Source organism: Haloferula sp., assembly GCF_049672945.1.
In the GTDB taxonomy this organism is placed as follows: domain Bacteria; phylum Verrucomicrobiota; class Verrucomicrobiia; order Verrucomicrobiales; family Akkermansiaceae; genus Haloferula.
In genome coordinates, this window is record NZ_JBATWY010000085.1 from 13,562 (window position 1) to 37,976 (window position 24,415).

At 60.4% G+C, this 24,415-nt stretch carries 20 protein-coding genes; 8 read left to right on the top strand and 12 right to left on the bottom strand.

All coding sequences use genetic code 11. From position 1 onward, the window contains the following. Positions 1-289 precede the first annotated feature (289 nt). The 4 genes from WBG04_RS07165 to WBG04_RS07180 form a co-directional block, all read right to left on the bottom strand. Positions 290-3,400: an efflux RND transporter permease subunit gene (locus tag WBG04_RS07165; protein ID WP_424313701.1), complete on the bottom strand. Its 3,111-nt coding sequence runs from the start codon at positions 3,398-3,400 to the stop codon at positions 290-292. After that, positions 3,400-4,479: an efflux RND transporter periplasmic adaptor subunit gene (locus tag WBG04_RS07170; RefSeq protein WP_424313702.1), complete on the bottom strand. Its 1,080-nt coding sequence runs from the start codon at positions 4,477-4,479 to the stop codon at positions 3,400-3,402. Before WBG04_RS07170 ends, WBG04_RS07165 begins: the two co-directional genes overlap by 1 nt. A 284-nt stretch (positions 4,480-4,763) precedes the next feature. Next, positions 4,764-5,462 (bottom strand): endonuclease/exonuclease/phosphatase family protein, encoded by a 699-nt coding sequence (locus tag WBG04_RS07175; protein WP_424313703.1) that lies wholly within the window; start codon positions 5,460-5,462, stop codon positions 4,764-4,766. A 5-nt stretch (positions 5,463-5,467) separates the two neighbouring features. Next, a complete protein-coding gene (locus tag WBG04_RS07180; RefSeq protein WP_424313704.1) occupies positions 5,468-7,609 on the bottom strand; it encodes a VTT domain-containing protein in 2,142 nt (713 codons plus the stop codon). Positions 7,610-7,942: 333 nt separating this feature from the next. On the opposite strand from WBG04_RS07180, the gene WBG04_RS07185 reads away from it, so the two are divergent. After that, the gene (locus WBG04_RS07185) at positions 7,943-8,308 is read left to right on the top strand and encodes an RNA recognition motif domain-containing protein (RefSeq protein ID WP_424313705.1); all 366 of its coding nucleotides are present in this window, start codon (positions 7,943-7,945) and stop codon (positions 8,306-8,308) included. Positions 8,309-8,499: 191 nt separating this feature from the next. On the opposite strand, the gene WBG04_RS07190 is transcribed toward WBG04_RS07185, so the two are convergent. Further along, positions 8,500-9,960 carry a sulfatase gene (locus tag WBG04_RS07190; protein ID WP_424313706.1) on the bottom strand — a complete coding sequence of 487 codons (1,461 nt, stop codon included), beginning with the start codon at positions 9,958-9,960 and terminating at the stop codon, positions 8,500-8,502. A gap of 237 nt (positions 9,961-10,197) precedes the next feature. Between WBG04_RS07190 and WBG04_RS07195 the strand changes: the two genes are divergently transcribed. Further along, on the top strand, positions 10,198-11,589 hold the full coding sequence (locus WBG04_RS07195) for a YiiX/YebB-like N1pC/P60 family cysteine hydrolase (RefSeq protein WP_424313707.1): 1,392 nt from the start codon (positions 10,198-10,200) through the stop codon (positions 11,587-11,589). 71 nt (positions 11,590-11,660) lie between these two features. Here the strand turns inward: WBG04_RS07195 and WBG04_RS07200 are convergent, their stop codons facing one another. Further along, positions 11,661-12,065 (bottom strand): translation initiation factor, encoded by a 405-nt coding sequence (locus tag WBG04_RS07200; RefSeq protein WP_424313708.1) that lies wholly within the window; start codon positions 12,063-12,065, stop codon positions 11,661-11,663. Between the two features lie 334 nt (positions 12,066-12,399). On the opposite strand from WBG04_RS07200, the gene WBG04_RS07205 reads away from it, so the two are divergent. Next, the gene (locus WBG04_RS07205) at positions 12,400-12,615 is read left to right on the top strand and encodes a TIGR03643 family protein (protein ID WP_424313710.1); all 216 of its coding nucleotides are present in this window, start codon (positions 12,400-12,402) and stop codon (positions 12,613-12,615) included. 39 nt (positions 12,616-12,654) lie between these two features. On the opposite strand, the gene WBG04_RS07210 is transcribed toward WBG04_RS07205, so the two are convergent. From WBG04_RS07210 to WBG04_RS07220, 3 genes are all read right to left on the bottom strand, one after another. Beyond that, positions 12,655-13,383, bottom strand: a complete 729-nt coding sequence (locus WBG04_RS07210) for a hypothetical protein (protein WP_424313712.1) — start codon at positions 13,381-13,383, stop codon at positions 12,655-12,657. Positions 13,384-13,504: 121 nt separating this feature from the next. Then, on the bottom strand, positions 13,505-14,383 hold the full coding sequence (locus WBG04_RS07215) for a sugar phosphate isomerase/epimerase family protein (RefSeq protein ID WP_424313713.1): 879 nt from the start codon (positions 14,381-14,383) through the stop codon (positions 13,505-13,507). A 377-nt stretch (positions 14,384-14,760) separates the two neighbouring features. Continuing rightward, a complete protein-coding gene (locus WBG04_RS07220) occupies positions 14,761-15,384 on the bottom strand; it encodes a hypothetical protein (RefSeq protein WP_424313714.1) in 624 nt (207 codons plus the stop codon). A gap of 529 nt (positions 15,385-15,913) precedes the next feature. On the opposite strand from WBG04_RS07220, the gene WBG04_RS07225 reads away from it, so the two are divergent. The 3 genes from WBG04_RS07225 to WBG04_RS07235 all read left to right on the top strand — a co-directional run bounded on the left by WBG04_RS07225 (position 15,914) and on the right by WBG04_RS07235 (position 18,502). Continuing rightward, positions 15,914-16,240 carry a hypothetical protein gene (locus tag WBG04_RS07225; protein WP_424313715.1) on the top strand — a complete coding sequence of 109 codons (327 nt, stop codon included), beginning with the start codon at positions 15,914-15,916 and terminating at the stop codon, positions 16,238-16,240. Positions 16,241-16,651: 411 nt separating this feature from the next. Beyond that, positions 16,652-17,704 (top strand): hypothetical protein, encoded by a 1,053-nt coding sequence (locus WBG04_RS07230; RefSeq protein ID WP_424313716.1) that lies wholly within the window; start codon positions 16,652-16,654, stop codon positions 17,702-17,704. Between the two features lie 201 nt (positions 17,705-17,905). Further along, positions 17,906-18,502, top strand: coding sequence for a 2OG-Fe(II) oxygenase (locus WBG04_RS07235; protein ID WP_424313717.1), 597 nt, complete (start codon positions 17,906-17,908; stop codon positions 18,500-18,502). A gap of 90 nt (positions 18,503-18,592) precedes the next feature. Here the strand turns inward: WBG04_RS07235 and WBG04_RS07240 are convergent, their stop codons facing one another. Next, positions 18,593-20,578, bottom strand: a complete 1,986-nt coding sequence (locus WBG04_RS07240; protein ID WP_424313719.1) for an alpha/beta hydrolase family protein — start codon at positions 20,576-20,578, stop codon at positions 18,593-18,595. Positions 20,579-21,082: 504 nt separating this feature from the next. Here WBG04_RS07240 and WBG04_RS07245 point away from each other — a divergent pair. After that, positions 21,083-22,777, top strand: coding sequence for a right-handed parallel beta-helix repeat-containing protein (locus WBG04_RS07245; RefSeq protein ID WP_424313720.1), 1,695 nt, complete (start codon positions 21,083-21,085; stop codon positions 22,775-22,777). A 320-nt stretch (positions 22,778-23,097) separates the two neighbouring features. Here WBG04_RS07245 and WBG04_RS07250 read toward each other — a convergent pair whose 3' ends face one another. Then, the gene (locus tag WBG04_RS07250) at positions 23,098-23,598 is read right to left on the bottom strand and encodes a hypothetical protein (RefSeq protein ID WP_424313721.1); all 501 of its coding nucleotides are present in this window, start codon (positions 23,596-23,598) and stop codon (positions 23,098-23,100) included. 88 nt (positions 23,599-23,686) lie between these two features. Here WBG04_RS07250 and WBG04_RS07255 point away from each other — a divergent pair, with 88 nt between their 5' ends. Continuing rightward, on the top strand, positions 23,687-24,037 hold the full coding sequence (locus WBG04_RS07255; protein ID WP_424313723.1) for an ArsR family transcriptional regulator: 351 nt from the start codon (positions 23,687-23,689) through the stop codon (positions 24,035-24,037). 101 nt (positions 24,038-24,138) lie between these two features. Here the strand turns inward: WBG04_RS07255 and WBG04_RS07260 are convergent. Next, positions 24,139-24,415, bottom strand: a 277-nt coding sequence (locus WBG04_RS07260; protein WP_424313724.1) for a hypothetical protein, incomplete at its 5' end; no start/stop codon positions are given.

Here is a 24,415-nt window from a genome sequence, read left to right on the forward strand (position 1 = left end):
CCCAATCGCGGCGACCCCACTACTGTAGGATCGCCGCGATGGATGAGGAATGGTGACTCAGGGGCCGGTCACCTTGAGGCGAGCGAACCATTTGGTTCCGGCGGGGAAGGTGTAGGTCACGTCGTCGCCGTCGAAGAAGACAGTATTTGCGACGTCAGCCGTGACGCTGATCGCTGACTGGCAAGCAGGTGTCCAGGAAAAGCCTATGCTGCAAGCCTACCCCCAAGGTGAACATGGGAAACTCCGGCGTTCCAACTCGTCGCTGCACTCTGGCCCGAGCGCTGCTTGCTCATCCTTCGCCGGCTTCCGCGAGAGCTCCATCGACCCGCTTCGATGTTGCATTCGGGCTTTGGGTGCCACGCGAGATCAGGCGGTAGATCACCGGAACCACGAAGAGCGTGAAGATGCCCGACAAGGCCACACCGAAGAGGATCACCACACCGACCACGAAGCGCGTTTCCGCACCCGCGCCGGAAGAGATCACCAGTGGTAGTGAACCCATCACGGTGGTCAGGCCGGTCATCAGGATCGGACGGAAGCGCAGTGTCGATGCCTCCACGATCGCCTCATCGAAACTCCGTCCCTCGTCGCGCAACTGGTTGATGAACTCGACGATCAGGATGCCATTCTTCGCCGCCAGGCCGATCAGCATGATCATCCCGATCTGGCTGTAGATGCTTTGGGCCTGGTCGGTGATCAGCAAGCCCAACAAGGCCCCAGCCACCGCCACCGGCACGCTGAGCAGGATGGTGAACGGATGCACGAAGCTCTCGAACTGCGCCGCCAGCACGAGATAGACGACAATCAGCGCCAGCGCGAAAATGAACAGCGCCGACTCGCCGGACTCCCGCAGGTCGCGTGACTCGCCCTTGTAGTCGATGACCGCCTCGTCGGGCAGCGTTTCCTCCGCCACCCCATCGAGGTAATCGAGTGCCTCACTCAGCGAATATCCCGGTGCCAGATTGGCCTCGATGGTGATCGCGCGGATCCGGTTGAAACGGTTGAGCGCGCCGGAGTCCGCGAATTCGCGCAGCTTTACCAAGTTCGACAGCGGTATCAGCTCATCGCTGCGCTCCGAGCGGACGAACACATTGCGCAGGTCGTCGGGCGAGCGTTTGTCGTCCCACTCGCCCTCGACAATCACGTCGTACTCCTCGCCGCCGGTCGTAAAGGTCGTCACCTGCCGCCCGCCGAGGAAGGTCTCGAGCGTGCGTCCGATGTTGCTCACCGAGACGCCGAGGTCGGCCGCACGGATCCGGTCGATGTCGACGCCGATCTGAGGCTTGGTCTCCTTGTAGTCCCAGTCGAGACCCACCAGATTCGGGTTTTCACGCGCCTTCTCCACGACCCGGTCGCGCCAGTCGGTGAGTGCCCCGTAGGTCGGTCCGCCGATCACGAATTGCACCGGCTTTCGAAGTCCCTGGGTGAGGCCCTGACGCATGATGACGAAGTGCTGCATCCCGCGGAGGTCGGAAAGTTTCCCCCGCACCTCGGCCATGATCTCATCGGACGGACGTCGCTCCGACCAGTCGTTGAGATTGATGATCGTGACCACCTGGTTGTAGTCGACCGCCGCGCCAAAGCCACGCGGCACCCGCACCAGCAGGCGCTGGGCCTCACCGTTGTCGATGAGATACATCAGCCGCTTCTCGATCTCACGGCTCATCTCGAGGCTGTAGCCATAGCTGGTCCCCTCCGGTGCTTTCGAGGTAACGAAGAACGCGCCACGGTCCTCGCGCGGCGTGAACTCGCTCGGCAGCTCGCGGAACAACCACCAACTCGCCCCAAGTGTTGCCACCACCAGCAACACCCCGAGCCACGCCATCCGTAGTAGTTTCCCGAGCGCCCACCGGTAAGCAGCCTCGAGCTTGCGGAACACGAAGGACACCCCACGCGTCAGCAGGTTGGTTCGTGTCGCGGCATCGGCCCGCAGCAGCTTCGAGGCCAGCATCGGGGAAAGCGTGAGCGCGACGAAGGAAGAGAACCCGACCGCCACCGCGAGCGTCACCGCGAACTCGGTGAACAGCTTGCCGGTATCGCCCTGCAGGAAGGTGATCGGCACGAACACCGAGATCAGTACCAGCGTGGTCGCCACCACTGCGAATCCAACCTGCCGCGTTCCAAGATACGCTCCGACCAGCGGCGTCTCTCCGTTCTCGATCCGCCGGTAGATGTTTTCCAACACCACGATCGCATCGTCCACCACCAACCCGATCGCCAGCACCAGCGCCAGCAGGGTCAGGATGTTCACCGAAAAATCGAGCTGATAGAGGAGGATCGCCGTGCCGATCAGCGACACCGGCACGGTCACCGCCGGAATCAGCGTCGCCCGCAGGCTGCCGAGGAACAGATAGATCACCAGCACCACGAGGCCGATCGCGATCAGCAGTGTGTTGCGCACCTCGTGCAGCGAAGCCTCGATGAAGACGGAGGTATCGTAACTCTGCTCCAGCGCCATGCCTTCCGGAAGGATCCTGCGGATTGCTTCGGCCTCCGCCTTCGCCGCGCGTGCCACCTCCAGCGTGTTGGCGCGCGATTGCTTGATGATCCCCACCCCGGTCATTGGCACCCCGTTTCCGCGAAAGCTCAACCGCGGCCGCGCCGCTCCCAGCGAGACTTCCGCGACCTCGTCGAGGCGCACCTGATAGCCGTCCTCACCCCTCGCCACGACCAGACTGCGGAAGGTTTCCGGGTCCACATACTCGCGGCCGAGCCGCACGGTGAACTGACGGTCGAGGCTCTGCACGCTGCCGGCGGGAAACTCGACGTTCTGCGTCCGCAGGGCCTCCTCGATGTCCGCCACCGTCAGTCCCCTCGCAGCCAGCGCGTTGCGATCCACCCACACACGCATCGCGTAGCGCGAAGCCCCGCTGAGTTGGACCCGCGCCACCCCCGGCAGCACCGCGAAGCGGTCGGCGAGGTAGCGGTCGGCGTAATCCACAAGCTGCAGCGGCGTCATGCCCTCGCCTGTTAGATTCAGCCACATCAGCACCTCGGCCGAGGCATCCTGCTTGGTGATCTGCGGCGGATCAGCCTCCTCGGGAAGCTCCGAAAGCAGTGTCGAGACCGCCTCGCGCAGGTCGTTCGCTGCGGCGTCGATGTCACGGTCGATCAGGAACTCGACCGTCACCGTGGACACCTCATCAACGCTCGACGATTCGATCGTCTTGATTGCTTCAACCGTGCTTACCGAATCTTCGATCCGCTGGGTGATCCGACGTTCCACCACCGCGGCCGAAGCGCCGGGGTAGACCGTTTCGATCGTCACGATCGGCGGCTCGATGTCCGGATACTCCCGCACCTGCAGTCGCGTGTAGGCCACCAGGCCAAAGGCGACCAGCAGCAGACTCATCACCGTCGCCAGCACCGGCCGACGCACTGAAATGTCAGACAGGAACATCAGGAAGACTGCCCGGATTTGGGATCATAGGCCTCGACCGCCCCCTCGTAGGTGCCCGCCACCTTCACCTCGCCGCCGTCGCGCAACGAAAGCACGCCGTCGGTCACCACGGAATCACCTTCGGCAAGTCCTTCAACGACCTCGACCCAACCCGGCTGCCGTCGACCGGTCTCGATCACCACCCGCCGCGCCACGCCGTCCTCAATGCGAAAGACCGCTTTGACTTCACCCACAGCGACGACCGCCCGCTCAGGCAACGCCAAGCTGCGCTTCGGGTTGCTGCTCAGCGTCACGGTCATCAGCATGCCCGGACGTAGGACGTCGTCCGGGTTCGGAAATAGGGCCCGCACCGCGACCGCCCGCGTCACCGGGTCAATTCGAGTGTCGATTTCGGAGACTTCTCCTTCGAAATCGCGCTCCGGGAACGCGCTGCTGCGCGCAGCGATCACCAGCCCCGGCTGGAGCGTACTCAAAAAGGTTTCCGGCACCGTAAAATCGAGTTTCATGACGTCGGTCTTGTCGAGGGTGGTGATGACGTCGCTGGGTTCCACCATCGCGCCGGGGCTGATCCGGCGAAGGCCTACCCGTCCGGCAAAGGGAGCTGTGATCTGCCGATCGGAAAGTTGCGCCTGCACCTGAGCGATCCGCGCCTGAGCCACCGCCAGCCGTGTCCTGCGCGCCGCCACGTCCGCCTCGGAAACACCCCGGCCCAGAAGCGGCTCCAAGCGCTTCAGCTCCCGCTTCTCCTCATCAAGCGACGCCTGTGCCGCCTCCAGAATCCCCCGCTCTTCCTCGGACTCCAGCAAGGCCAGCAAGTCGCCGGCCTCAACCCGCTGCCCGTCATCGAAGCCCAGTTCCTGAACCCGCTCGGTCACGTTGGCCGAAATCTCGGTCGACTCATCCGCCAACAGCGTCCCGGCCGCCACCAACTCGTCCGCGAAGTCACGCCATTCGAGTTCGTGCACCGTCACCTCGACCGGCCCGGCCGGCCCGGCAGCCGCCTCGTCCGACTTCGAACAGGCCGCCAGCGCCCCAAAAACCAGCACCGCGATCCCTCTTGCAACGTCCCTTGATAACATCTGCGTTTTCCCTAGGCCGGGAAACCTTCCGCCTCCAGCGATTTTCAGAAGCGTGCCCTTCATGATTTCAGCCGAGTGTAGTCCGCCAAGCAGATTGCCCATTATGTTTTGAATAAAGGTTTGAAAGATCAGCCGCTTAACGGGTCAATCAGGGAGACGATAAGATCTTTTCCCAAATTTCTGCGTTTCTCGTCGGTCACGAATCTCGATTCGCTCCCTCCTCGCGCCTTGAACTTTGAAAAAATCTCTCATCGCATAACGCACAGTCTGCTTGGCGGACCACACTAGCCGAACTCAATCTCGGCAAGCAGCGGCCGATGATCGGAGGCACGGTCGGCAGGTGGAAGATCGAGCCGCTGAAAGCGAACCTCGCACCCTTCCCCACGGACGGCGATACGATCCAGCGCGATGCACGGTCGTCGCGCCGGAAAGGTCGATTGGCGGGAGATGATCGGAAAGCGCCGCCTGAGCGTGCGCATGAAGCGGGTGGCCGGTCGCCATTCATTGAGATCGCCCATCAGAACCTGAATGCCGTCATCGTGACCTTCGTCGGCATCGGCCAGAATCTGATCGATCCGGCGGATCTGGCGGAGTCTTTCAGCGGGTGCCAGACCGAGATGGGTGGCGCAGACGTCGAGCGGGCGATCGGGAAGGTCGAGATGAAAGCGGATCGCGCCCCGCGCTTCGATTCCGCCAAGATCGAGGTCAATACGCTGGGTCTTGCGCGGTGGAACCCGTGACATCAGGACGTTGCCATATGGCCCACGAGACTTCTGCAGCACGGGGCCATGGGTGACGGTCGAGAATCCGATTTCCTCGGCACGGTTCAGGAGACGCGTTCTCGTGGCGTCGTCATCGTGAACCTCCTGCAGGGCGACCACATCGGCCTCACTCTGCCTGATCACTTCGAGAATGGCATCCGGGTCCTCGCGTCCGCTGCGACCAATGCAGCCGTGGATGTTGTAGGTGAGCAGTCGGATCATGGGAATCAGGTGAAGCGCTTTTTGAGCCACCAGGAAACACCGGCAATGACCGCCAGAAATGCCGCAAACCACAACCAGTTGCCCAGGCCCGGATCCTCGATTGCCATGACAAACCGCCGGGTGGCGAGGGTGACCGCCGCCACACCCGGCAGAAGACCGATGGCGGATCCAATCATGAAGACCGAGAAACGGATGCTCGAGATGCCAGCGACGAGGTTCACCACACCAAAGGGGGCGACGGGAAGCACGCGGATGAGCGCCACCGACCAGATGCCCCGGTTGGCCAGTGCCGCGGACAAGGCCTCAAGCTTGTCGCCCGCAAACCTGGCCACGACGGGCTTTCCGACATGATGCCCGATCGCATGGGAGAGAGCTGCGGCCAGCATCGTTCCGCCAAAACCACAACCAAAGGCATACCACGGACCGAGCACGATGGTGGCACCGATAATGATCAGATTGATCGGCACGGCGAGCACTCCGGCCACCGCGAAGACCAGGATCAGCAACGGGATCGCAAATGGGGAATCCTCCAGCGGCGCGAGGAAACGGGTGACACGATCCTGATCGATCAAGGTGCCCGACAGGCGGTTCAATGCCAGGCCCAGCAGAGCCAGTCCCGCGATCCATCCGACCACCTTGAGCACGCGCAGCGGAACGGGTGACGAGTCGTCTGAATCGCTGAGTTCGGGCACTAGATTCTCGGCCTTCAGGGCCTTGCGGACGTGATGCGCCGGGCTGATCGGCTCGTCGGGATCCAAAAGCTGCGAATCCGCAAGCTTCCGCTGCAACACCGAATTGCATCCGCCCTCGAGAATCCGCAGCCGGTTTCCCCCGGAATCGCGAAGCTCCTTGATCGCAGCCCCGATGGATCCAGAAGCTTCGATGCGATCCCGGACCGTCGATGGTTCCATTTGAAAATGCATCGCGAGAAGCCTGTCCAGAAGAGCACGAATGAAATCAACAGGCTCGTCGTGCAAGACGGCAACATCGACTTCCGAGTCCACTTTCATCGAGCGGTTGCTGAGGTTGGCGGATCCGGTCAGAAACATGCGGTCGTCAGCGATCAGCAACTTCGCGTGAACGTAGACCTGACTTGCTGAACCATCGCCATCCTCGGCATGGGGATAGCAACTTGTGAGCCGTTCATGGAGGTCGGCATCGGCAAGAATCTCTAACAGACGGTCGCGTAGCAAGCCGAGTGTCCCCTCCTCCGCCCATCCGCCGGCCTCACGGGTCAGGACCAGAACGACTTCCGGCCCGTCCACTTCACGAAGCCGGTCGGCCAGCGCCTCGACAATCGTGTGCGAGGAGAGATATTGGTTCTCGATGTAAAGGTATCGGCCCGCGGAGGCGATCAAGTCGAGGTGAAGTTGCTCGATATGTCGGCTCGGCGGGTAGTCCTCATATTGTGCGAAAGTCAGCGCAAGCGCCAGTTCCTCATCCTCGAAATCGACCGACACCGACTCCGGCCATGGCACATCTTTCCGCGAAGATCGAAGGTCCGAAATCTCTTCACCCGTTGCCCGTTTCCAGCGCATCATCACAAGATCGCGAAGATCCCCCACCACCGGGCCGGTCAAGACCAGCTGGATATCGTGATAGGGCTGGTAGGGCGAGCCTTGGGGGTTTCGCCGCTTCTCGTCCTCGGCACGGTGCTCAGGCCGGTCCCAACGCCACGCACTGAGGTCGATGCCGCCGCAAAACGCCAACACTCCATCAACGACTACCAGCTTCTGGTGGTGAGACGCGCCGACCGCGATGGCATCGTCGGTCTCGAAGTGAAGCCTTGGATGCCCCGGTTCCTTCCATCTGGTGAACGGCAGCCACTCGCGTTCGGCGAGATAGACCACCGAGTAGTCCCAAAGGAGGATCCGGATTTCGAGATCAGGTTTCTCATCAAGAACCGCAATCAGGAAATCGGCGAGGCATGATGGATAGCCATCATCATCCTCCGGCGTGCGGATCATCTCGATCGACCCGCTGATGTCCCAGGCGAGCAACAGGACTTCGCGCTCGGCAAGAAGCACCGACTCTCGAAAGGCGCTAAAATAATCCTGTCCGCTCAGTAAAAACGCGCCTTTCGATGCACGAGTCACCCGCCAGCAGTTGTCGCCGGGTTTGAAGCTAGGTTCGGGAGAACAAGACATGAAAAAACTGTCGGGCCAACAGAAGCCGACATGCTTCTCAAGCTAGCACGACTCGACAGCGCGTCGATCCGTGAATCCGTCACGACCGTCCTGCTCCGCAAGAAGGCCCGGGTCTCTGCTCAGGTCCCAAAAGCTACTCAATGGCAGCACCCACGATGTTTCGACAAGAGCATACGGAAAGAATCCTTGGGGTCGGCAGGGATTCATGCGAGGTTCACCCACTTGCCCGCATCGGGCATTGGTCGTTTGCTCGTTGATTTCCGGGGTTCTCCCGGTCCGAGCTGAAGCGCAGTGTTTTGGATTTCGCGGGTGAGATCAAAACGACAAAACAACATGATTAAACTGTTTATTGGAAACCTGTCCCACGAAACGAGCGAGCCCGAACTGCGGGATATTCTCGACGCCTTTGAGCCTATTGTTGAAATCACCCGGCCATTGGATCGGGAAACCGGGCGACCCCGAGGATTCGCCTTCGTAACCTTCGGCAGTCGCGAAATGGGGGAAAAGGCCATGGAGACGCTTAACGGCACGAAACTTGGAGGACGCGAATTGCGTGTCGATGAGGCTGAAGACCGTCGGCCTCGTAGTCATCCCGCCGAACGGCCCCGACGGGTTTCTCTGGCCGTGGAAATCGGCAAACGAGTCGATGACCGCCCGATCGGACCTGATGGAAAGCGCGTTCGTTACAAAGCCATCTAACAGCGGGCTTGGAGAGCGACGAGAAGCCTGGATGCGTTTGATTGCTCTCCACGCGGATCGATTCCCCGGCGGAACCGCTCCAGGCGGTGGAGCCTGAAGTTCATCCACCCCGGGATGCCCGTCCGCCTGCGGCTGTGGCGCACGATCTGTCGAATCAACCCACTCCAAATTGGTGACTCGCAAATGAGATCCTAACCGGGCTTGATTCCGGTGCCGGACTTGGCGGTCAAGATCTTGAGTTTTCTGAGGACCTCTTTGTATTCGGGATGAGTCGCAACATTCCTCCTCGCGTTGGGATCGTTCTGAAAATCGATGAGGGTGATGTCTTCGAGCTGACCGTCCTGATCCTCTCTCCGCCACTCGGTGTAGCGGTAGCGATCGGTGCGGAGGCTGGTCCCGAGGACCTTGCCGACCTTGGGTTTGTTTTTGAAATACTGGCTGAAAACCCCTTCTTTCCAAGGATTGGCGGGATTCTCAATCACGGGTTTGAGGGAGCTGCCGTGAAGTCCTTCGGGGACGGGTAGTCCGCTGAGTTCGCAGAGGGTGGGAAAGACGTCGACCAGCTCGGCAAGCGCCGTGGTTCGCTGGCCGCCTTTCATCGAAGGAGCATCAATGACGAGCGGGACCTTTGCGGCAACCTCGTAGGTGGTGTGCTTGCACCAATCACCAAAGTCACCGAGGTAGTAGCCATGGTCGCCCCAGAGAACCACGACGGTGCTCCGGGCGAGGCCGGTTTCATCGAGGGCCGCCATGAGGCGTCCCACCTGTGCGTCCATGTAGCTGACGCTGGCGCGGTATCCGTGGATGAGTTCGCGTGTTTTGGCGTCGTCCAGCCATTTCGTCGTTCGTGGAATGTCGGAGTAGTTCTTGAGTTCACCCCAACTGGAGCCATCATAGGAGAGGCCGTCGATGACCTCGTCGCGGGAGGGAACTTCAATCTTCGAACGGTCGTAGAGCTCCCAGTATTTGCCGGGAGCGTTGAAGGGGAGATGAGGCTTGGCAAAACCGACGGCGAGGAAGAACGGAGTCTTGTCGGCGGCCAATGTCTTGAGGCGCCCGACAGCGGTCTTCGCCACCATGCCATCGCCGTAGGCATCGTCATCCACATCGCCGCCGTTCTCACTGGCGGGGCCGTTGGACCGCACTCCCGTCTCTCTCTCAATTCGACTCGCCTTTTTCTGGGCGGCGATCCCATCGGGCGAGGCATAGGAGGGTCCAAGGCCCCGCAGCGGTTTCTCCGACCAACCTTCTGGAAAATCGTCGTCTGAGGCATGGTAGATCTTTCCAATTGAGAGCGTCTTGTAGCCCTGCTCCTTGAAGTACTGAGGCATGGACAGGGCATCGGGATTCTTGTTCCGCATCGGCGTCTTGTAATCCCAACAACGGGTCGTTTGCGGACGGAGGCCGGTCATGATGCTGGCTCGCGAGGCACCGCAAACCGCGACTTGGCAATAGGCGCGTTCGAAGAGGATTCCGCGTGCGGCAAGTGCGTCGATGTTGGGTGAGTGGATCTCCTTATTCCCAAAGCAGCCCAGCTCGGGGCGCAGATCATCGACGGCGATGAAGAGGACGTTCATTTTCTCTGCGGCGAAGGCGCCGGCGACCATGGCAAAGAACAGAAGCAATATTTCAAGACGGACAAGTGGTTTCACAATCTGGGCGGGGCAATGAGTTCGGTGGATGCTCTTATACTTGTCTCCCGCTCAATCCCTTACGCTCATGCCCGGAAAGCCAACAGCCCTCACCGGACTCATGGGCCATGAAATCCCACTGGCAGACGTGTGAAATACAGGCGTCAGCATCACCGCCCACTCCACATACAGCTCAGAGCCCGAAACCTTTCGGAGGCTTACCCGAAGGTGAGGATCGGTCGAGAATCAGGACGATTCATGTCCTCGACACTCCGAGGCGGGCCCGGCAAGCTTCCTCCCATGTCGCCTCCAATCCTTTCCTTCCTCTTTCGCATTCGACTCATTGTCCTCGCCTCCGTCACCCTTCTCCATTGTTCATGCCACAACTCCCGCCCGGCACTCACCCCGGAGGAGTTGACCGCGGCGGTGGCAAGCGACAAGCAGGTGCTGGACAACATCGAGTCCCACAACGCCGAGCTACGGCGAGACTTTCTTTCGCTTCGCTCGACGGGTAAGTGGAAGTCGCGCGGATATTTTTCGGCCCAGGAAAGTGATCGCACCGAACTGCTGTATTTCCGATTTCACACCGCGCACCATCAGCTGAACGAAATCGTGGAGCGCTACGAAAAGGTGTCCGAAGCTCATCCCGTAAGCGCTCGCGCGAACCGCCTCGCCCTCGAGCAATCCCACTTCCTCGTCACCACCTTCGCAGACGACAAGATTGCCGTCGACAAGCTCAATCAGGCCTACCCACGATCCGGCATTCCCCGGGATACCTACGACCGCCAGGTCGAAAGCCTCGAGCCGGTCTTCAAGCGGGGAGCGACGATCGCCAAGGTCAAGGTGGCAGACGAAATGGACGACGCGGAGTATTTCGCCCAGACCGAGATCTTTTTCCACGTCAGCCGACTGAAGAAACCCAACGCGCATCTCGTATCGTTCAGCGAATCCCAGAAGCAGCAAGTCGTATCCCTTCTGCAACCCGGCGACATTCTGCTCACCTTCACCGCGGGCTATGCCAGCGACGTTTTCATACCCGGCGCTTTCAAACACGGCATCACCTTCATCGGCACCGTCGAGCAACGGAAGGCTGCCGGTCTGTCGCCGGATAGAATCATCCTCGTTGGCGGACGGGCGGAGGGACAAAAAATCCGGGAAGACTTGAAGCAAACGACAACGGTCGGCGGACGCCCGGCAAACCTGATCGAGGCGGTGGCCGAGGGCGTCAAACTCAGCAATCTGGAATACATCATGGACACCCACATCAACCGTCTGCTGGTCCTGCGGCCGACAATCGGAGCGGACGACCGAGCCAAGCAGGTCAGCCGAACGTTTTCCTATCTCGGTCAGCACTACGACTTCCGCTTCGACTTCGCGGACTCAAGCAAGCAGGTCTGTACCGAGGTGATCTATCGGGCCATCAATGGCTTGGACGATATTGACTTCACGCTGACCCGGCGCGGCGGCCACGTCACCCTCAGCGCCGATGACCTCGTAAACTACTGGCTGCACAAGAATCCCGGAGCCTTTGAGCTCATCCTCTATGCTGAAGAAGCGCCTAACAGTCCAGGTCATCGCGCCCGGATCCTGACCGGAGCCGAAGGCAAGACCCGGGTCACCGAGTTGATGGCAAGCGGCGGAAAGGACTGACGCAACTCAGGATCCGCTTTCGTGGACTTCACTACCCTGAAACCGACCCTGCCCGCGGTGAGGCGACTCCCCTACCCACCGGAGAACACCGGATTGAAGCCCGCATCTGTTAGAATGCGTTTCACCTCTTCCCGCTTGTCGCCCTGGATTTCAATGCAGCCATCCTTGACCGTGCCTCCAACACCACAGGCTTTCCGCATCTTCTTCGCGAGTTCCTGTTTCTCAGAAAGTCCGATCCCGGTGAAATTCTTCACAATCGTCACTGCCTTCCCACCGCGGTGCGCGGTCTGACGAACGATGTCGACACGACCGCGCTGGGTATTCTTCTGACCGCGCCCGGAGGTCTTTGCCACGACACTGGGACCTGGGTCCTCCGGCCCCTCAGGCAACTTGCCGAGAGCGTCGAGGGCTCCAAAAGCGTTGGGTGCCTGTGGCTCTTCACCAAAGCGCGTGGTCTTGCTCTTCTTTCGGCTCATCAAGGCCTTCATGTTGAGAACATCCGACCCGGATGCCGAGAATAGATTGGCGCCAGTCTCGGCAACCAAATTTCCTCATGCCGCGCATGATGCCGGGCATCGAAGCTTCATTGGAAAAAAAGAGCGGCCCGACTGATGACCCAAAGGAAAACCAATTAACCTCGGGGTGGCTCAGTCGGACCGCCTAATGTGTCGCGACAGAGCAAATGGGAGCAGCCCACGTGCCAACTCTCACCACCTGCGCTCTTTCCCGAGACTTTCCCGATCCGCAACCGCCGACACTCTTCGGGACGCCCCCTGCTTGCAAAGGTCGAAACCGTGCCTAGGGGATGACATGGACTCAGCGCTCACCGATCGAATCATCCGCATGGCTTGGGAGGACCGGACAAGCTTTGAAGAAATCGAGAAGCGGACCGGCCTCGTCGAAGCGGAGGTCATCAAAGTGATGCGCCGAAATCTCAAGCCATCAAGCTTCAGGTTGTGGCGTAAGCGGGTGAATGGCCGAGTCACCAAGCACCGCAAGCTGATGAAGGCCCGGATGGGACATTGAAGCCATTGTTCGGAGCCACGGGGTGCCGCCCCTGCTCGCTCACCCGCTCACCCGGCACTTGGATGCCACTTCGCCCCAGGTGAAATCCTCTCGCAGCATCCTGGCAAGCCAAGGGTCCACAGCAGGCAGTTGAGTCGCGTTGGCAAACCTCTCCGGCTTGGTGATGCGGGTGAAAAGCACTCGTTTGCAATCGCGGCGTGGCACCGACTTCGTGCCATAACCATCGGGTTGATTGCTCGACCAGAAACGCACGCTTTCGGCATCGTGCCCGAGATAGACGACAAGATGTCCCCGTTCGCGGCCACCGATCTGATCGGTCCACCAGATCTTGAGAAAGTCCCCCGGCTTCGCCTCGTCCCACGAAGTGAAGTTCCGGCCCGCACCAAGGTCCGCCACCAGCTTTGCCGAGCCGGGGCCATTTGCATTCCAACGCCCGAAAACCCCGTGTCCATCCTGTTGATCGATCTCGGGAAGCAGCGCCTCCGAGCCACGCCCCAATGCCTCAAGCAATACCAGATAGGTCGCCCCCGAGCAAAAACTCGGCTTGGCACGCTTCGCATCCACCCGGATTTCTCCACCTGTTAGACCACAGGCACCATGCAACAGGTTCTTGGTCGCGTCGCTGCCGTCATAGCCACCCCCGCTGGGCATCGTCCGTAGCGCCGCGAGCACCCTGGAGTTGAATCCCGAAGGCACCTCAGCCGGCATGCTCGCACATCCAGCTGCAAGTACTCCGACGATGGCGAGGCTAGCGGATCTGATCAACATGCTGCATTCAAACGGCGCAAACCGAACTAGGCCAGCCGAGATAAGGGATTTTCGGCACCGACCGTGAGCCCCTTGGCTCACCTATCGGAGCACAATGACCAAGGCGACCGAGGCCTCCCTTCTACAGCTTGTTGAGATACTGAATACTCTCCTGTATGCTCGCAAGCGGGTCGGGCGATTGGTCCTGCTCGACATGACAATACTCCACGCCCGCCGCCTTGGCCACGACAATGATGGGCTCGATGTCGATGATCCCGTTTCCCAACTCCTTGAAGGCGTCATTCGGCACGCCTGAATAAATGGGAAGCTTGATCCCTTCCTTCAAGTCCTTCAGGTGAAGCTGGGTCACCCGTCCGGTCATCTCCTTGATCAGCGCCGCCGGATCCAGATCGGCGACCTTGACCCAGAACACATCGATCTCGAATTTCATCTCCGGTGAGAACTCCTCCCTCAAGATATCATAACCACACTTGCCGCCTTCCTTCGGTTCAAACTCGAAGCTGTGATTGTGATACGAAAGTTGAATCCCCGCTTTCTTGGCCATGGCTGCGGCCTGATTCGAATGGGCGGCAACCTGCTTGTAGTCATCCAGCGTCTTTCGGTTCCCCTCCTGAAGGTAGGGAATCACCAGATGAGTCAAGCCAATCTCTTCGGCCTTCTCAAGGATCTTCGCGAAATCCGACATCGCCGCATCCTTCGGGTTCACCACCGAATCCCACTCGAAGTGCGAGGAATGAATCGCCAGACCCGCATCCTTGGCTGCCGAAATCATCGCGTCAGAATTGGGAAAGCCATAGAGCTCAACCTGCTTGTAGCCATCGTCCGCCACCTGCTTCAGGGCCGCGACCGGATCTTTCGCGATGGCATCGCGCAAGGTGTAAAGCTGGATGCCAATGTTCTTGCGGTAGGCATTATCAGCTTCCAGGGCCAGCAGACTGGATGACGGTCCAAAGGCAACAGCGGTGGCGCCGGTGGCGCGAATAAAGGTTCTACGATTCATGGGTTTCTCCGGTTCGGTGGTATTATATGCATGAAATGTTGAGTGAAACTCAAACATTTTCGATATCTTCGCCAAGCGCCTCTGGCCCGTCCTGCCGCAGCGAAAAATCACCTTCTGAAAAGGCCTGCTCTGGACGACACGGAGACCTCCCTGAGCAGATTCCGGCCATCGCACGAGGAAGGCAAAAACTCGGGAGTCCTCACGGTCAAATCCCTCAACCTTCCCTACCCACTGCTCCTCCCTTTTCTCTAACAATTGCCTGATCAGGATAATGCCGGAGCAGAAGCGCCTTTCTGTGATGCTCAAACAAGCTCCCTGAAGCTCCGTCTTCTCGCTTGAACCTTCGACAGAAAGCGATGCATCATGCGACCGCCACTTCAGCGGTTGTCAGCAACCCCAAGAAGACGAGGGACGACGCTGCCCTGCTCTTCCATGACGAACTGCACGATGCGGCCCTTCGGATAATGAATCCACTTCGTCTCGCTCAATGGTCGAAGCTGGTCGTCGCCCGGAATGCTGAAGGACAATTTGACAGGAAAACTTCCACCACCTTTGATCGGGTCACTGACCACTGTCTGCGAGCCAGCGTCGAGCGTGAACTCCTCATCTCCCAAGGTTCCCTTAATCCGATTCTCGGTGAGATTGACCCAGAGCAAGCCCCCTGGCTTGAACTTCCGAGGATCCACTTCGATGAGCATGAGCGTTAGTATTTTCCCACCGTCCCCCGCCTCAGCACTCTCATCGGACTGCGCGTTACCGCTTTCATTCGCCTGCACGTCAGCATCAATTTTTTCGCTCTTTTGCGCAACGAGCAGGATGAAATCCTTCATCTCTTCCGTCACCGCGACATGGGGGGCATCGGCGGGGACATCCCGCTTGCTGGCGGGCGCTTTCTCCAGAAGGTGCAGTTCCACCGGACCAGACCGAAGCTTGTAAACCGGAGAAAGATTCATCTTGGGCAGTTCGACCTCCTGCGATCCACGCCCGTCGTATAGTTGCATCGATTTCGGCGCATCTGCAGGCGCATCGAGATAGATTACTCGAAATGTTCGCCCAGCTTGAGCGGTGGAAATGAGAGATGTGAGAAATATGGAAAGTAGCAGGAATGCGAAGCGGCTCATGATGAAGGTTTTTTGTTTGCTTGGTCGTTCCCAGGACACGATCTGCCGTATGCTGCCAAACGATTAACCGGAGGACTACCATCCGGTGGCCATCACCGGAAGCGAATTCGTGTCTTGGGATGTCGGGAAGCTCCTGGCGAAAACAGACTCCACTTCCCCATCGGCACAAGGAGCACGATACAGCATGCTCGATCTTCAGGAGTGTTTTCTTTCTGAGTCCCCGACTGTTCACTTCCAGAGATTCCAGCAAGGCCCTGCTCACTCACGCCGGAATTCATTGGATATCCGCCTCCACCAGCACCGCCAGCCGCGCCGCTGCAAGATTCCCGTGAAACGAATCACTCCCGCACATTTCTCCTTAAAATTCCTCGCCAACTCCGACCAGCCATTGCTAGAGAACAACAGCTTCATGACTCTCCGATCCCCCCTCCTGATGGCAATTATTGCCGGACTCCTCCCCTCCACCTCCCAAGCCGATGTCCGCCTGCTGACCGGCGACTCTAACAACGGCATTCATCAAAGCTCAAGCAGCATCACCGACCTTTCCGCGGATGGTGATCTCGTCGTCTTCGTCACCGGCCCGCCGGTCTCCGGATCGACCCCAGGCATCACCCGCGGCGGCGCCTACCTGCGAAAAATCTCCACCGGCGAACTGACTTACCTCGCCGGCGACAGCGGCCTTTACATCGGAGTCGCCGATGCCGTCATCAGCGACGACGGCCGCTACGTCGCCTAGCGCTCCACGGACAACAGTGTTTCCGGCTCAAGCAATCACGCCAAACACATCTACTGGCGCGATCGACTGACCGGCACCACCCGGCTCATCACGGCGGCAGCCGACCAAGCCTGCATCGAACCGAAGATCTCCGCCGACGGCCGCTACGTCGTTTTTGCCTCCAACACCCGCACGCTCCCCGTATCAAGCACCAGGCTACCAAGTACCAATGGCAGATTCGCCGTCTACCTTTACGACAGTCTGACGCAGGCGCTTGATATCGTATCGCTCGCTCCAAATGGAGCCGCACTCACAGGTATCGGCTCAGCCACGGTCGCTTCTGCCCAACAGTCTTTCGATCTATCCTCCGACGGGCGCTTCGTCGTCTACACCACGGATTCGGCGAATTCCCACCCTGACTATTCAGCCAACATGACCGCCAGCTTCCTTGCGATTTGTCGGCGTGAAATCTCAACGGGCAGCGTGGTCATGGTCAATCGCAACGCCGCAGGCAACGTCGTCGACGGCAACTTCGTGGCACCCCGGATCAATGCCGATGGTTCACGCGTCACCTTTGCAGGAAGCTTCGTCGCCATCTTCAAGCCCGCCAATCCCATGGTCCCAGGCGCGCCCGCCAACTTCGGAAACGACGCTTTCGTCAAGGATCTCGCAGCCGGCACGGTGTGGCTTGCCTCCAGGACTAACAACAACACCGCGCACGAAGGTTTCTTCGGTCCCCGTCTGGCCATCAATGACAACGGTGACATCGTGTCATTTGCCTCCTCGTCGACGAAACTCGACCCACAAGCAGCCGATACCGATGGCAGCAAGTTCGATATTTTCCGCGTCGCCCTCGGAGCGAATGGAACCACGACGACCAGCCTCATCACCAAGTCTCCGACCGACAGCGGCAACGTCGACTACCGCAGCGGCCCATTCATCTCCGGCACCGGTGACTACATCGCCTTCAACACCGATCAGGTCCAGGAGATGATCGGCACACCATCCACTTTTTTCCAAGGCATCGGCGTCGGCACCTTCCCCGCCACCGTCGTGACCGGTCTGAGCTACAGCACGTGGTCCGCCGTGCTGCCCGTCAACGATCGCGACTTCACCGACATCCCGGCCAAGGACGGTGTCGACAATCTTACCAAATACATGATGGGGATGAATCCCACCGTGCCCGACCGCAGCAAGCTTCCGATTTCAAACACCAGTCCGGCAGTGGCACTGGGTCTTCCTGCCGGGCCGGATGAATACCTCACCCTTCAGGTTCGTATCCGCCGGGAACTCCCTGCCGGCTTCGCGTGGACCGTCCGAGCCGCCGACACCCTCGCCGGTCTTCCCGCCGGAGCAGGAAATGCCATCCAGGTGGGTCCAGCCACACCAGACGGCGACTTCGACCTCTACCTTTTCCGCTTCCCAAATCCCACTTCCGCCCTTCCCGGCAAAGGCTTCATGGATGTGAATCTGACCGCTCCTTAGTGCACACCAACCAAGGACAGCCGATTGAACCATCTTGAAGGTCCTGTTTTCCGTGACCAGTCCAAGGGGTTTGTTCGGCGGGAAGGACCAGCTCATTCGGCTTTCGAAGCATCCCTCTGAGCCCGGCTCCTGCGGACAAAAATCCCCGCACCCAGCGCGAATTTTCTCGCTCCGCCTCATCGTCTCGGATTCTTCACGCTTGTGCAAAAGCTTGTCAGCGACATCAACCGTCAGGGCTGGTCGGTGAATCCCGGCTTCCTCGATCAGGAAGTAGCCGTCCGCCTCATGATCGAGTGCCGACAAGCTTGGGAAAACGGCGACTTCCGCAAGGCCGGCGTCGGGCGTGGTGACCAACTCACCATCCGCGAAGACATTCGCCGCGATCAGGTCATGTGGCTCGATGACACCACACTTTCCCCCGAACAGCTCGCCTATCACGCAAAGCTCGAGACCCTGCGGATCGCGCTCAACCAGCACTTTTACCTCGGACTCTTCAGCTTCGAAGGCCACTTCGCCATCTACCCCGAAGGCGCCTTCTACAAAGCCCACCTCGACCGTCACTCCGGCACCAAGGACCGCCTCGTTACCGTCATCCTCTACCTCAATCCCGACTGGCAACCCGGCGACGGCGGCGAACTCAAACTCTGGACCACTCCCGGCGAAAAAGACGGACCCTTCGAACTCATCGAACCCCGCCTTGGCACCCTCGTCTGCTTCCTCGCCGGCGACTACTGGCACGAAGTCCAACCCGCCCACAAGACCCGGATGAGCATCACCGGCTGGTTCCGCCAGCGCTGAAGCCGTGCAAGAGTCGCGCCAAGGCTCGCTCGACCTGTTAGAAGCCTGCTCGACCTGTTAGAAAATCCTCTTTCCAAAACCCATCGCAACCTAGAAGAGAACGACCCGGACGAACGTGGTGTCGGTCGTGGGCGCGATCCACTCCAGAACGCTTCCATCGCCGACCTGCGGGTCACCCTCATCGGTCCATTCGATGAGATCCGTCGAGCTTTGCCATTGGTAGAGGAGACCGTCCTCGGATGGGATGGAACAGACGACGGTTCCAGCCTTCTGCCGGATCTCAAGGACCGGAGCCTGGGCCGGAGCGGTGAGCATGGCGCGCCATACCGGGGCGATGGCCGGGGTCCCGTCGGGGAGAAGCAGAAGCCGGACATCCACCGCCATCGCCCCGTGGTAGGCGCTGAGTCCTGCCACGGCCGGTTCCACGTCGCTCATGAAACGATGACTCTTTTCAAGATCGGCAGCCCCGTCGGCGAGCAGCTCCGTCCCGGGAAGGCCGATGGCATCCCACATCGGTCGCTGGACGCCGGGCGGCACCAGCGGATCACGCAGGTGGCCGAGTCCATAAAGGCGGGAAGCCGGCGTGGCGGAGGGCGACGAGGCCCACGCGGAGGGCTGCCCGGTGCCGTCGACAATGTCGGCGGCGGCAAAGATCAAACAGCGCGACACCGCATGCTGCTTCGAGATGTAGCCAGCGTGTCCGCCCCCTTGGGAATGGCCGGCCACGACGATGCGCTCCCAGCGAAGGGTCCCGTCCCCGTGAAGAAACTGCCCCCAGTCTTCTAACGGAGCGATGAGGTGAAGATACGTGAGTGCCTTGATCGTGCGCTGCTCGATGCTGTCGTCCGGGCTCACCGTCACCAGCGGACTGTCATCGGTTCCCCGGAGGATCTCGTTGCGAACTTGTCCCGCACAGGCTGGGTCGGATCCACAAAGCGCATTGACCGCCTCAGCATTCGGATAGGTGAGGCCGAGGGCGTGCCAACCGAGAAGAGCGGCCTCTTTGCAGATCTGCTGATAGACGGACGGAGTGCCGCCGGTGCCCGGGAGGAAAAGGAAAAGCCGTCCGCGGGAAATGGCAGCCGGACTGTAGAAGGCGTGGTGGGGAGAATCAAAAGTGCTGATCGCCGAGTTGGTCGCAGACGGTGCAAAGGTTCGCGGCTCAAGGATTCCTTCCACGGCGAGCAGCCAGCCGCGCAGATCGGTGGTTTCAATGCCGTCGAGCGAGAGCCCCGAGAGGAAACTCGTACTCAGCCGTCCGGCGGCGGACTGCCCGAGCACCTCGGGCGCGGTTAGACGGGCGGTGGCGGAACGGTCGTCCTTCAACCAGCGGTCGAGCCAGGCCAGCGTGTAGTAGTGGAACAGGTCATGTTCCGCCTCGGTGCCAAAGGTCCCCCACTTCAGATGGGCTGCCGCCGTCGATCCAATCGCAAGGGCGATCTCCGCAGTCGGCTGGCCAGCCGCCCGCCAGTGCTCGAAGGCGGTGAGTTTGTTGGCCGCGCCCGCAAGCCCCCCCTCACTGGCCTGGCCCATCGCCGGAACGCGTGGCGTGCGGACGGGCACACCGCTGCCGACTCCCGATGGCGACCCGGCGTCGCCATTCTCGCTGATCGCCAGATTGTCCCAGGCCACGATGCAATCGAGCCGGAGATCCTCCTCCTGCGTCCGGGAAAGCGAACGCCCACCGAGCGACCAGCCACAAGCCGCGGCGCGGGTCAGGTCACACTCGGCGAGTACCGGATTCGCCGCGGACTCCAGGAAGTCGAGCCCACTGCGCGCGGCCGCGTTGTAGCTCGCCGCGCTTCCGCCTTGGGCCGGCTGGGTGATGATGACCACGTAGCCGTCCCCCGCCAATCGCGTGGCCGCCCACTCGACGCTGTTGATGCCGGCCCCGCCTCCCGGAAGCATCGTCACCACCGGGTAAGGCCCCGCAACGGCCGGGTCGGGAGCAAAGAGCTTGCCGATCAGAACATTCCCACCGCCAAACTCCGGCAGACTCAGATCGCCGAAAGTCCGGATCGCACCCGCCGCCGGCAGGAGTGCAAAGACCAGTAGAAAAAGAAAAACCGCTCTCATGAAACAGGCAACTCTGGGGAAAACCCCCGGAAACGTCTCCGAGTTGCGGCCGGATCAAGGCGAAGACTCAACCCTCCACACCCGCCCCGCCGCTCCATCGGCGAAGCCGACCTACTCGCCCTCTCCGGAGAATCCCTCCTCCTCCCCCGCGACGAAGCCCTTCATCCGGATCCCCTTACTCTGGATTGGAGATGCGGAAAGCGGAGCGCCTCAATTAGGGGGTGACGACACTCCTGTCGTCATTTCTTGCAATAGTGGGACAGGAGTGTCCCACCTCCCTATCAGCATGAGGAGCGTGACTCAGCATGCTCAAACTGCGGGATGATCCCTCGACTCTAGACCACTTCGATGCCGACTACTTCGACGAACTGAAGCCGACGGGAAGAGCCCGAACGGGCGAGTTGGGAGGGGGTATCAAGGGATCGCCTGCTTGACGCAATAGTCGCTTCCTGTCAGTGCTCAACATGGCATTTGTGCCCATCATGAGACCGGCATCCCACCCCGATGAAAACGCCCCCCTTCCGCCCCTTCCTCCTTCCTATCACCTTTCTGGTCCTCCATGCAGCGCCTTGCTTCGGAACAGATCTGTATGTCGATATCAACAACCCAGGAAGCAGCGGCAGCGGTGACGACTGGCTGAGTCCGATCACCAAACTGCAGGACGCCCTGGACGAAGCCGCGATAGGCGACACCATCCACATTGCCGAGGGTTTCTACTACCCGGACGAAGGCCGGGCCCGGACCAACAATGACCCGGCCGAATCGTTCATCCTCAAAAGCGGCATCACCTTGCTGGGCGGATACGAGTCGAGCGGTGCGGTACGGGCCCGGGATCCCCTGGCCCATCCGACCATTCTCTCCGGCGACTACACCCAGACCCTCGACACCAACAGCGACGGCTTCGTCGACAACGTCTCGGGCGCGGCCTTGAGTTTGCGGGTCGTGACCATCAACAACCTCGCGGCGGGAGTTGTCCTCGACGGCGTCGGCATCACCGGCGGCAAGATCCTCGGAATCGACTGCACCGGCACCGACCTCGAGTTGCGAAACTGTACCCTTCGCGGCAACAACGGACGGGCCGCGGCGGTGAGCGACACCTCCCTCAACCCATCGCTCACCCTGACCGCCACCGACTGCCTGTTCCTCGACAACGGCAGCGGCCAGGCCTCCGCGGGCGGCGGTGGTCTTCTGGTGGTCGGAATGGATGCGACCATCGATCGCTGCGATTTCCTCAATAACCGCACCGGTCTCGTCCAGGGGGGCGGCCTCGCTCTTCAAACGGACCCCAATTCCTCCATCATCACCTCGGCGGTGGTGCGCAATTGCCGGTTCAAGGGCAATCGGGCCACCGATGGCGGAGGAGCCTCGGTCCGGGGTCTCGTCAGCGTCAGGTTCGAGAACTGTGTGATCTCCGGCAATCGCGCCGGAAACCCGGGCGTCGCCAGCAACGGAGGCGGCGTTTACCGAAGTAGCCTGGTCAACAGCGGCAGCATCCCGGTCGCCGGACAACTCACCTTTCTGAACTGCACGATCGCTTGGAACGTCGCGGCCACCGCAGGAGGCGGAGTTTTCATCGCCGGGCCAGCGCCGAAGAGCGTCCTCAACACAATCCTTTTCAAGAACTATGTCATGGCCGAATTCACCTCTCCGGTCTCGGGCATCTATCTCGCCAGTGGCAGCAATGCGCCCATTTACGACCATGTCTTTGACGTCGCCGTGCAATATCCCGGGATTGGAAACATCGAGGGTCTTCTCAGCGGGTTTCCGTCATTCGAGGAAGATGTCACGCTGACCAACGCGCCCGGCGACGCCCTGTTCCAACCCTCCACCACCGGCAAGCTGAGACTTATCGCCGGCACGCTCCTTACGGATTCCGCCTCCAACGATTGGGTGAACGCCTCAAATCCGGAGCTGGGAGGGGGCGCCCGGATCCAGAATGGCACGGTCGATTACGGGGCCTACGAAACCAGCCCGAGCTCAGGCATTGAGATCACCGGAGTCAGCAAGGTCGGTAGTCCGGGCAGCCCGCTGATTCGCATCGAGTTCACCTCCGCAGGCCCGGTGGACGTCTTCTCGTCGACCGTGCCCGGCACCTACGGCAGCAGCCCCATCGCCACCGGACAAAGTGGCTTCTTCGAAAAACCCATCAGCCAATCCCGGGAGTTCTTCGTCCTCGTGCCCACCGGCTCCACGCCCTGAACCAAGCCCGGCGAGGCAGGGACGGACTGCAGCGGCATCCAGCCGTGCAGGACGGGTAGCGGGCAATATGCCTGACATATGATCCCCGGGGAACGTCTCCGAGTTGCGGCCGGATCAAGGCGAAGACTCAACCCTCCATCCCCGCCCCGCTACGCAACCCCTCTTCGACCTTCGACCTTCGACCTTCGACCTTCGACCTTCAGACCTTCAGACCTTCAGACCTTCAGACCTTAGACCGGATCCCCATGCTCTGAAATGGAGACGCGGAAAGCGAAGCACCTGAAATAGGGAGTGGCGATTCCCTGGCCTCCCTCGCGGCATCACAGGGCTTCACGGAATTCAAGATACACTCCAGGTGCTCCTTCCGCGTCGCACCACTTTCGGATTTGATCAAAGTGAATCCGTTCTGATTGCCTCCGACACACAAGCACCGCCTGATCGAAGTTTGCGCGAGATTTCCAGTGGATGTAACCGGCGAGCCGATCCTTCACGCAATCAGTCGGAGAGAGCAACTGAAGCGCCCGGCCGTCGACCATGAGTTCATCAGGAGTCACCGGAAACTCTTCCCCGATCTCCACCGGTCCCGGAGGAAACTCGAGGAACAGGTGCTCGCACTCCGGATGCTTAAAGTAGCGCGACTTGCTCGGGACAAACCCCAGCTCTTTCAGCACCCCCTTCAAGGCCTCACCGTCGAAGGAGTCTGCGATCAGATCAAGATCACCCGACTGATAGAGACCCTCGGTGTAGATGCGACCACCGCGCCGCCTACGAGCACCGAACGGATTCCCGCTCCTTCGAGATGCCAGGCGACGTATTGCCATAGCTCGGCTTCGTTGCATTGCTTCCAGTCCGGCGGCTTCATTCTATTTACGACTTGAATATCGGGTCAAATGACCTTAGTTTCGGTTCATGCAATTCTCGGTGCTGGCGGATCTTTTTGGAAGTCGGGCGAGTGAGGCGGTGCTATTGCATCTCCATCACTACGGCGAGACTTACGGTCGTGCCGCTTCGAAGGATTTTGCGGTTTCGCTCGATTCCGTCCAGCGGCAACTCGATCGCTTCGAGCGCACCGGGGTGATGGTCTGCCGTCGACAGGGCAGGACGCTTGTCTACACGTGGAACCCGAAATCGCGCCTCGCCAAACGCATGCAGGATCTCGTCGCCGTCGCCTACGATGGTCTGAGCCTGAAAGCCAAGGAGTCCGTTTTCAGCGAGCGCCGCCAACCGCGATCCAAGGACAAGCCCGTCATCCGCGATTAAGCTTCAAGGAGAAGGGTCATTCTACCCCGACCGCCGTTCGCCAGTCATTGAACCATGGGCGGATCCAAAGTCTTAAAGTCCAAGGTCAAAAGTATTTCGACTCAGACCTTCCGACCTTCACCCGGATCCCCATGCTCTGGAATGGCGATGCGGAAAACTGAGCGCGTGACCCAGGGGGTGACGACACTCGTTCGCCCGATACGTCGGTGCCTGTCGTCATTGACTAAAACGTGGGACAGGAGGGTCCCACTTCGTGCGCCGCGAAGCGCCAACACCCTTCGGAGTGGGAGACTCCGGCCAGCCTCGGGCGCATCCGGGCTGAGAACTGGAAGTAACTGCGTCGCCGCGAGGCGGGGTGGGAAGCAACGAAAGGAATCT

What these genes read in the sequence shown, in the direction of transcription:
- WBG04_RS07195 (WP_424313707.1), top strand. Translation starts at nt 10,198, where the DNA reads ATGTCCTCGACACTCCGAGGCGGGCCCGGCAAGCTTCCTCCCATGTCG.
- WBG04_RS07230 (WP_424313716.1), top strand. Translation starts at nt 16,652, where the DNA reads ATGACCGCCAGCTTCCTTGCGATTTGTCGGCGTGAAATCTCAACGGGC.
- WBG04_RS07200 (WP_424313708.1), bottom strand. Translation starts at nt 12,065, where the DNA reads ATGAGCCGAAAGAAGAGCAAGACCACGCGCTTTGGTGAAGAGCCACAG.
- WBG04_RS07170 (WP_424313702.1), bottom strand. Translation starts at nt 4,479, where the DNA reads ATGTTATCAAGGGACGTTGCAAGAGGGATCGCGGTGCTGGTTTTTGGG.
- WBG04_RS07220 (WP_424313714.1), bottom strand. Translation starts at nt 15,384, where the DNA reads ATGCAACTATACGACGGGCGTGGATCGCAGGAGGTCGAACTGCCCAAG.
- WBG04_RS07225 (WP_424313715.1), top strand. Translation starts at nt 15,914, where the DNA reads ATGACTCTCCGATCCCCCCTCCTGATGGCAATTATTGCCGGACTCCTC.
- WBG04_RS07175 (WP_424313703.1), bottom strand. Translation starts at nt 5,462, where the DNA reads ATGATCCGACTGCTCACCTACAACATCCACGGCTGCATTGGTCGCAGC.
- WBG04_RS07165 (WP_424313701.1), bottom strand. Translation starts at nt 3,400, where the DNA reads ATGTTCCTGTCTGACATTTCAGTGCGTCGGCCGGTGCTGGCGACGGTG.
- WBG04_RS07180 (WP_424313704.1), bottom strand. Translation starts at nt 7,609, where the DNA reads ATGTCTTGTTCTCCCGAACCTAGCTTCAAACCCGGCGACAACTGCTGG.
- WBG04_RS07210 (WP_424313712.1), bottom strand. Translation starts at nt 13,383, where the DNA reads ATGTTGATCAGATCCGCTAGCCTCGCCATCGTCGGAGTACTTGCAGCT.
- WBG04_RS07240 (WP_424313719.1), bottom strand. Translation starts at nt 20,578, where the DNA reads ATGAGAGCGGTTTTTCTTTTTCTACTGGTCTTTGCACTCCTGCCGGCG.
- WBG04_RS07255 (WP_424313723.1), top strand. Translation starts at nt 23,687, where the DNA reads ATGCAATTCTCGGTGCTGGCGGATCTTTTTGGAAGTCGGGCGAGTGAG.
- WBG04_RS07245 (WP_424313720.1), top strand. Translation starts at nt 21,083, where the DNA reads ATGAAAACGCCCCCCTTCCGCCCCTTCCTCCTTCCTATCACCTTTCTG.
- WBG04_RS07215 (WP_424313713.1), bottom strand. Translation starts at nt 14,383, where the DNA reads ATGAATCGTAGAACCTTTATTCGCGCCACCGGCGCCACCGCTGTTGCC.
- WBG04_RS07205 (WP_424313710.1), top strand. Translation starts at nt 12,400, where the DNA reads ATGGACTCAGCGCTCACCGATCGAATCATCCGCATGGCTTGGGAGGAC.
- WBG04_RS07185 (WP_424313705.1), top strand. Translation starts at nt 7,943, where the DNA reads ATGATTAAACTGTTTATTGGAAACCTGTCCCACGAAACGAGCGAGCCC.
- WBG04_RS07250 (WP_424313721.1), bottom strand. Translation starts at nt 23,598, where the DNA reads ATGGCAATACGTCGCCTGGCATCTCGAAGGAGCGGGAATCCGTTCGGT.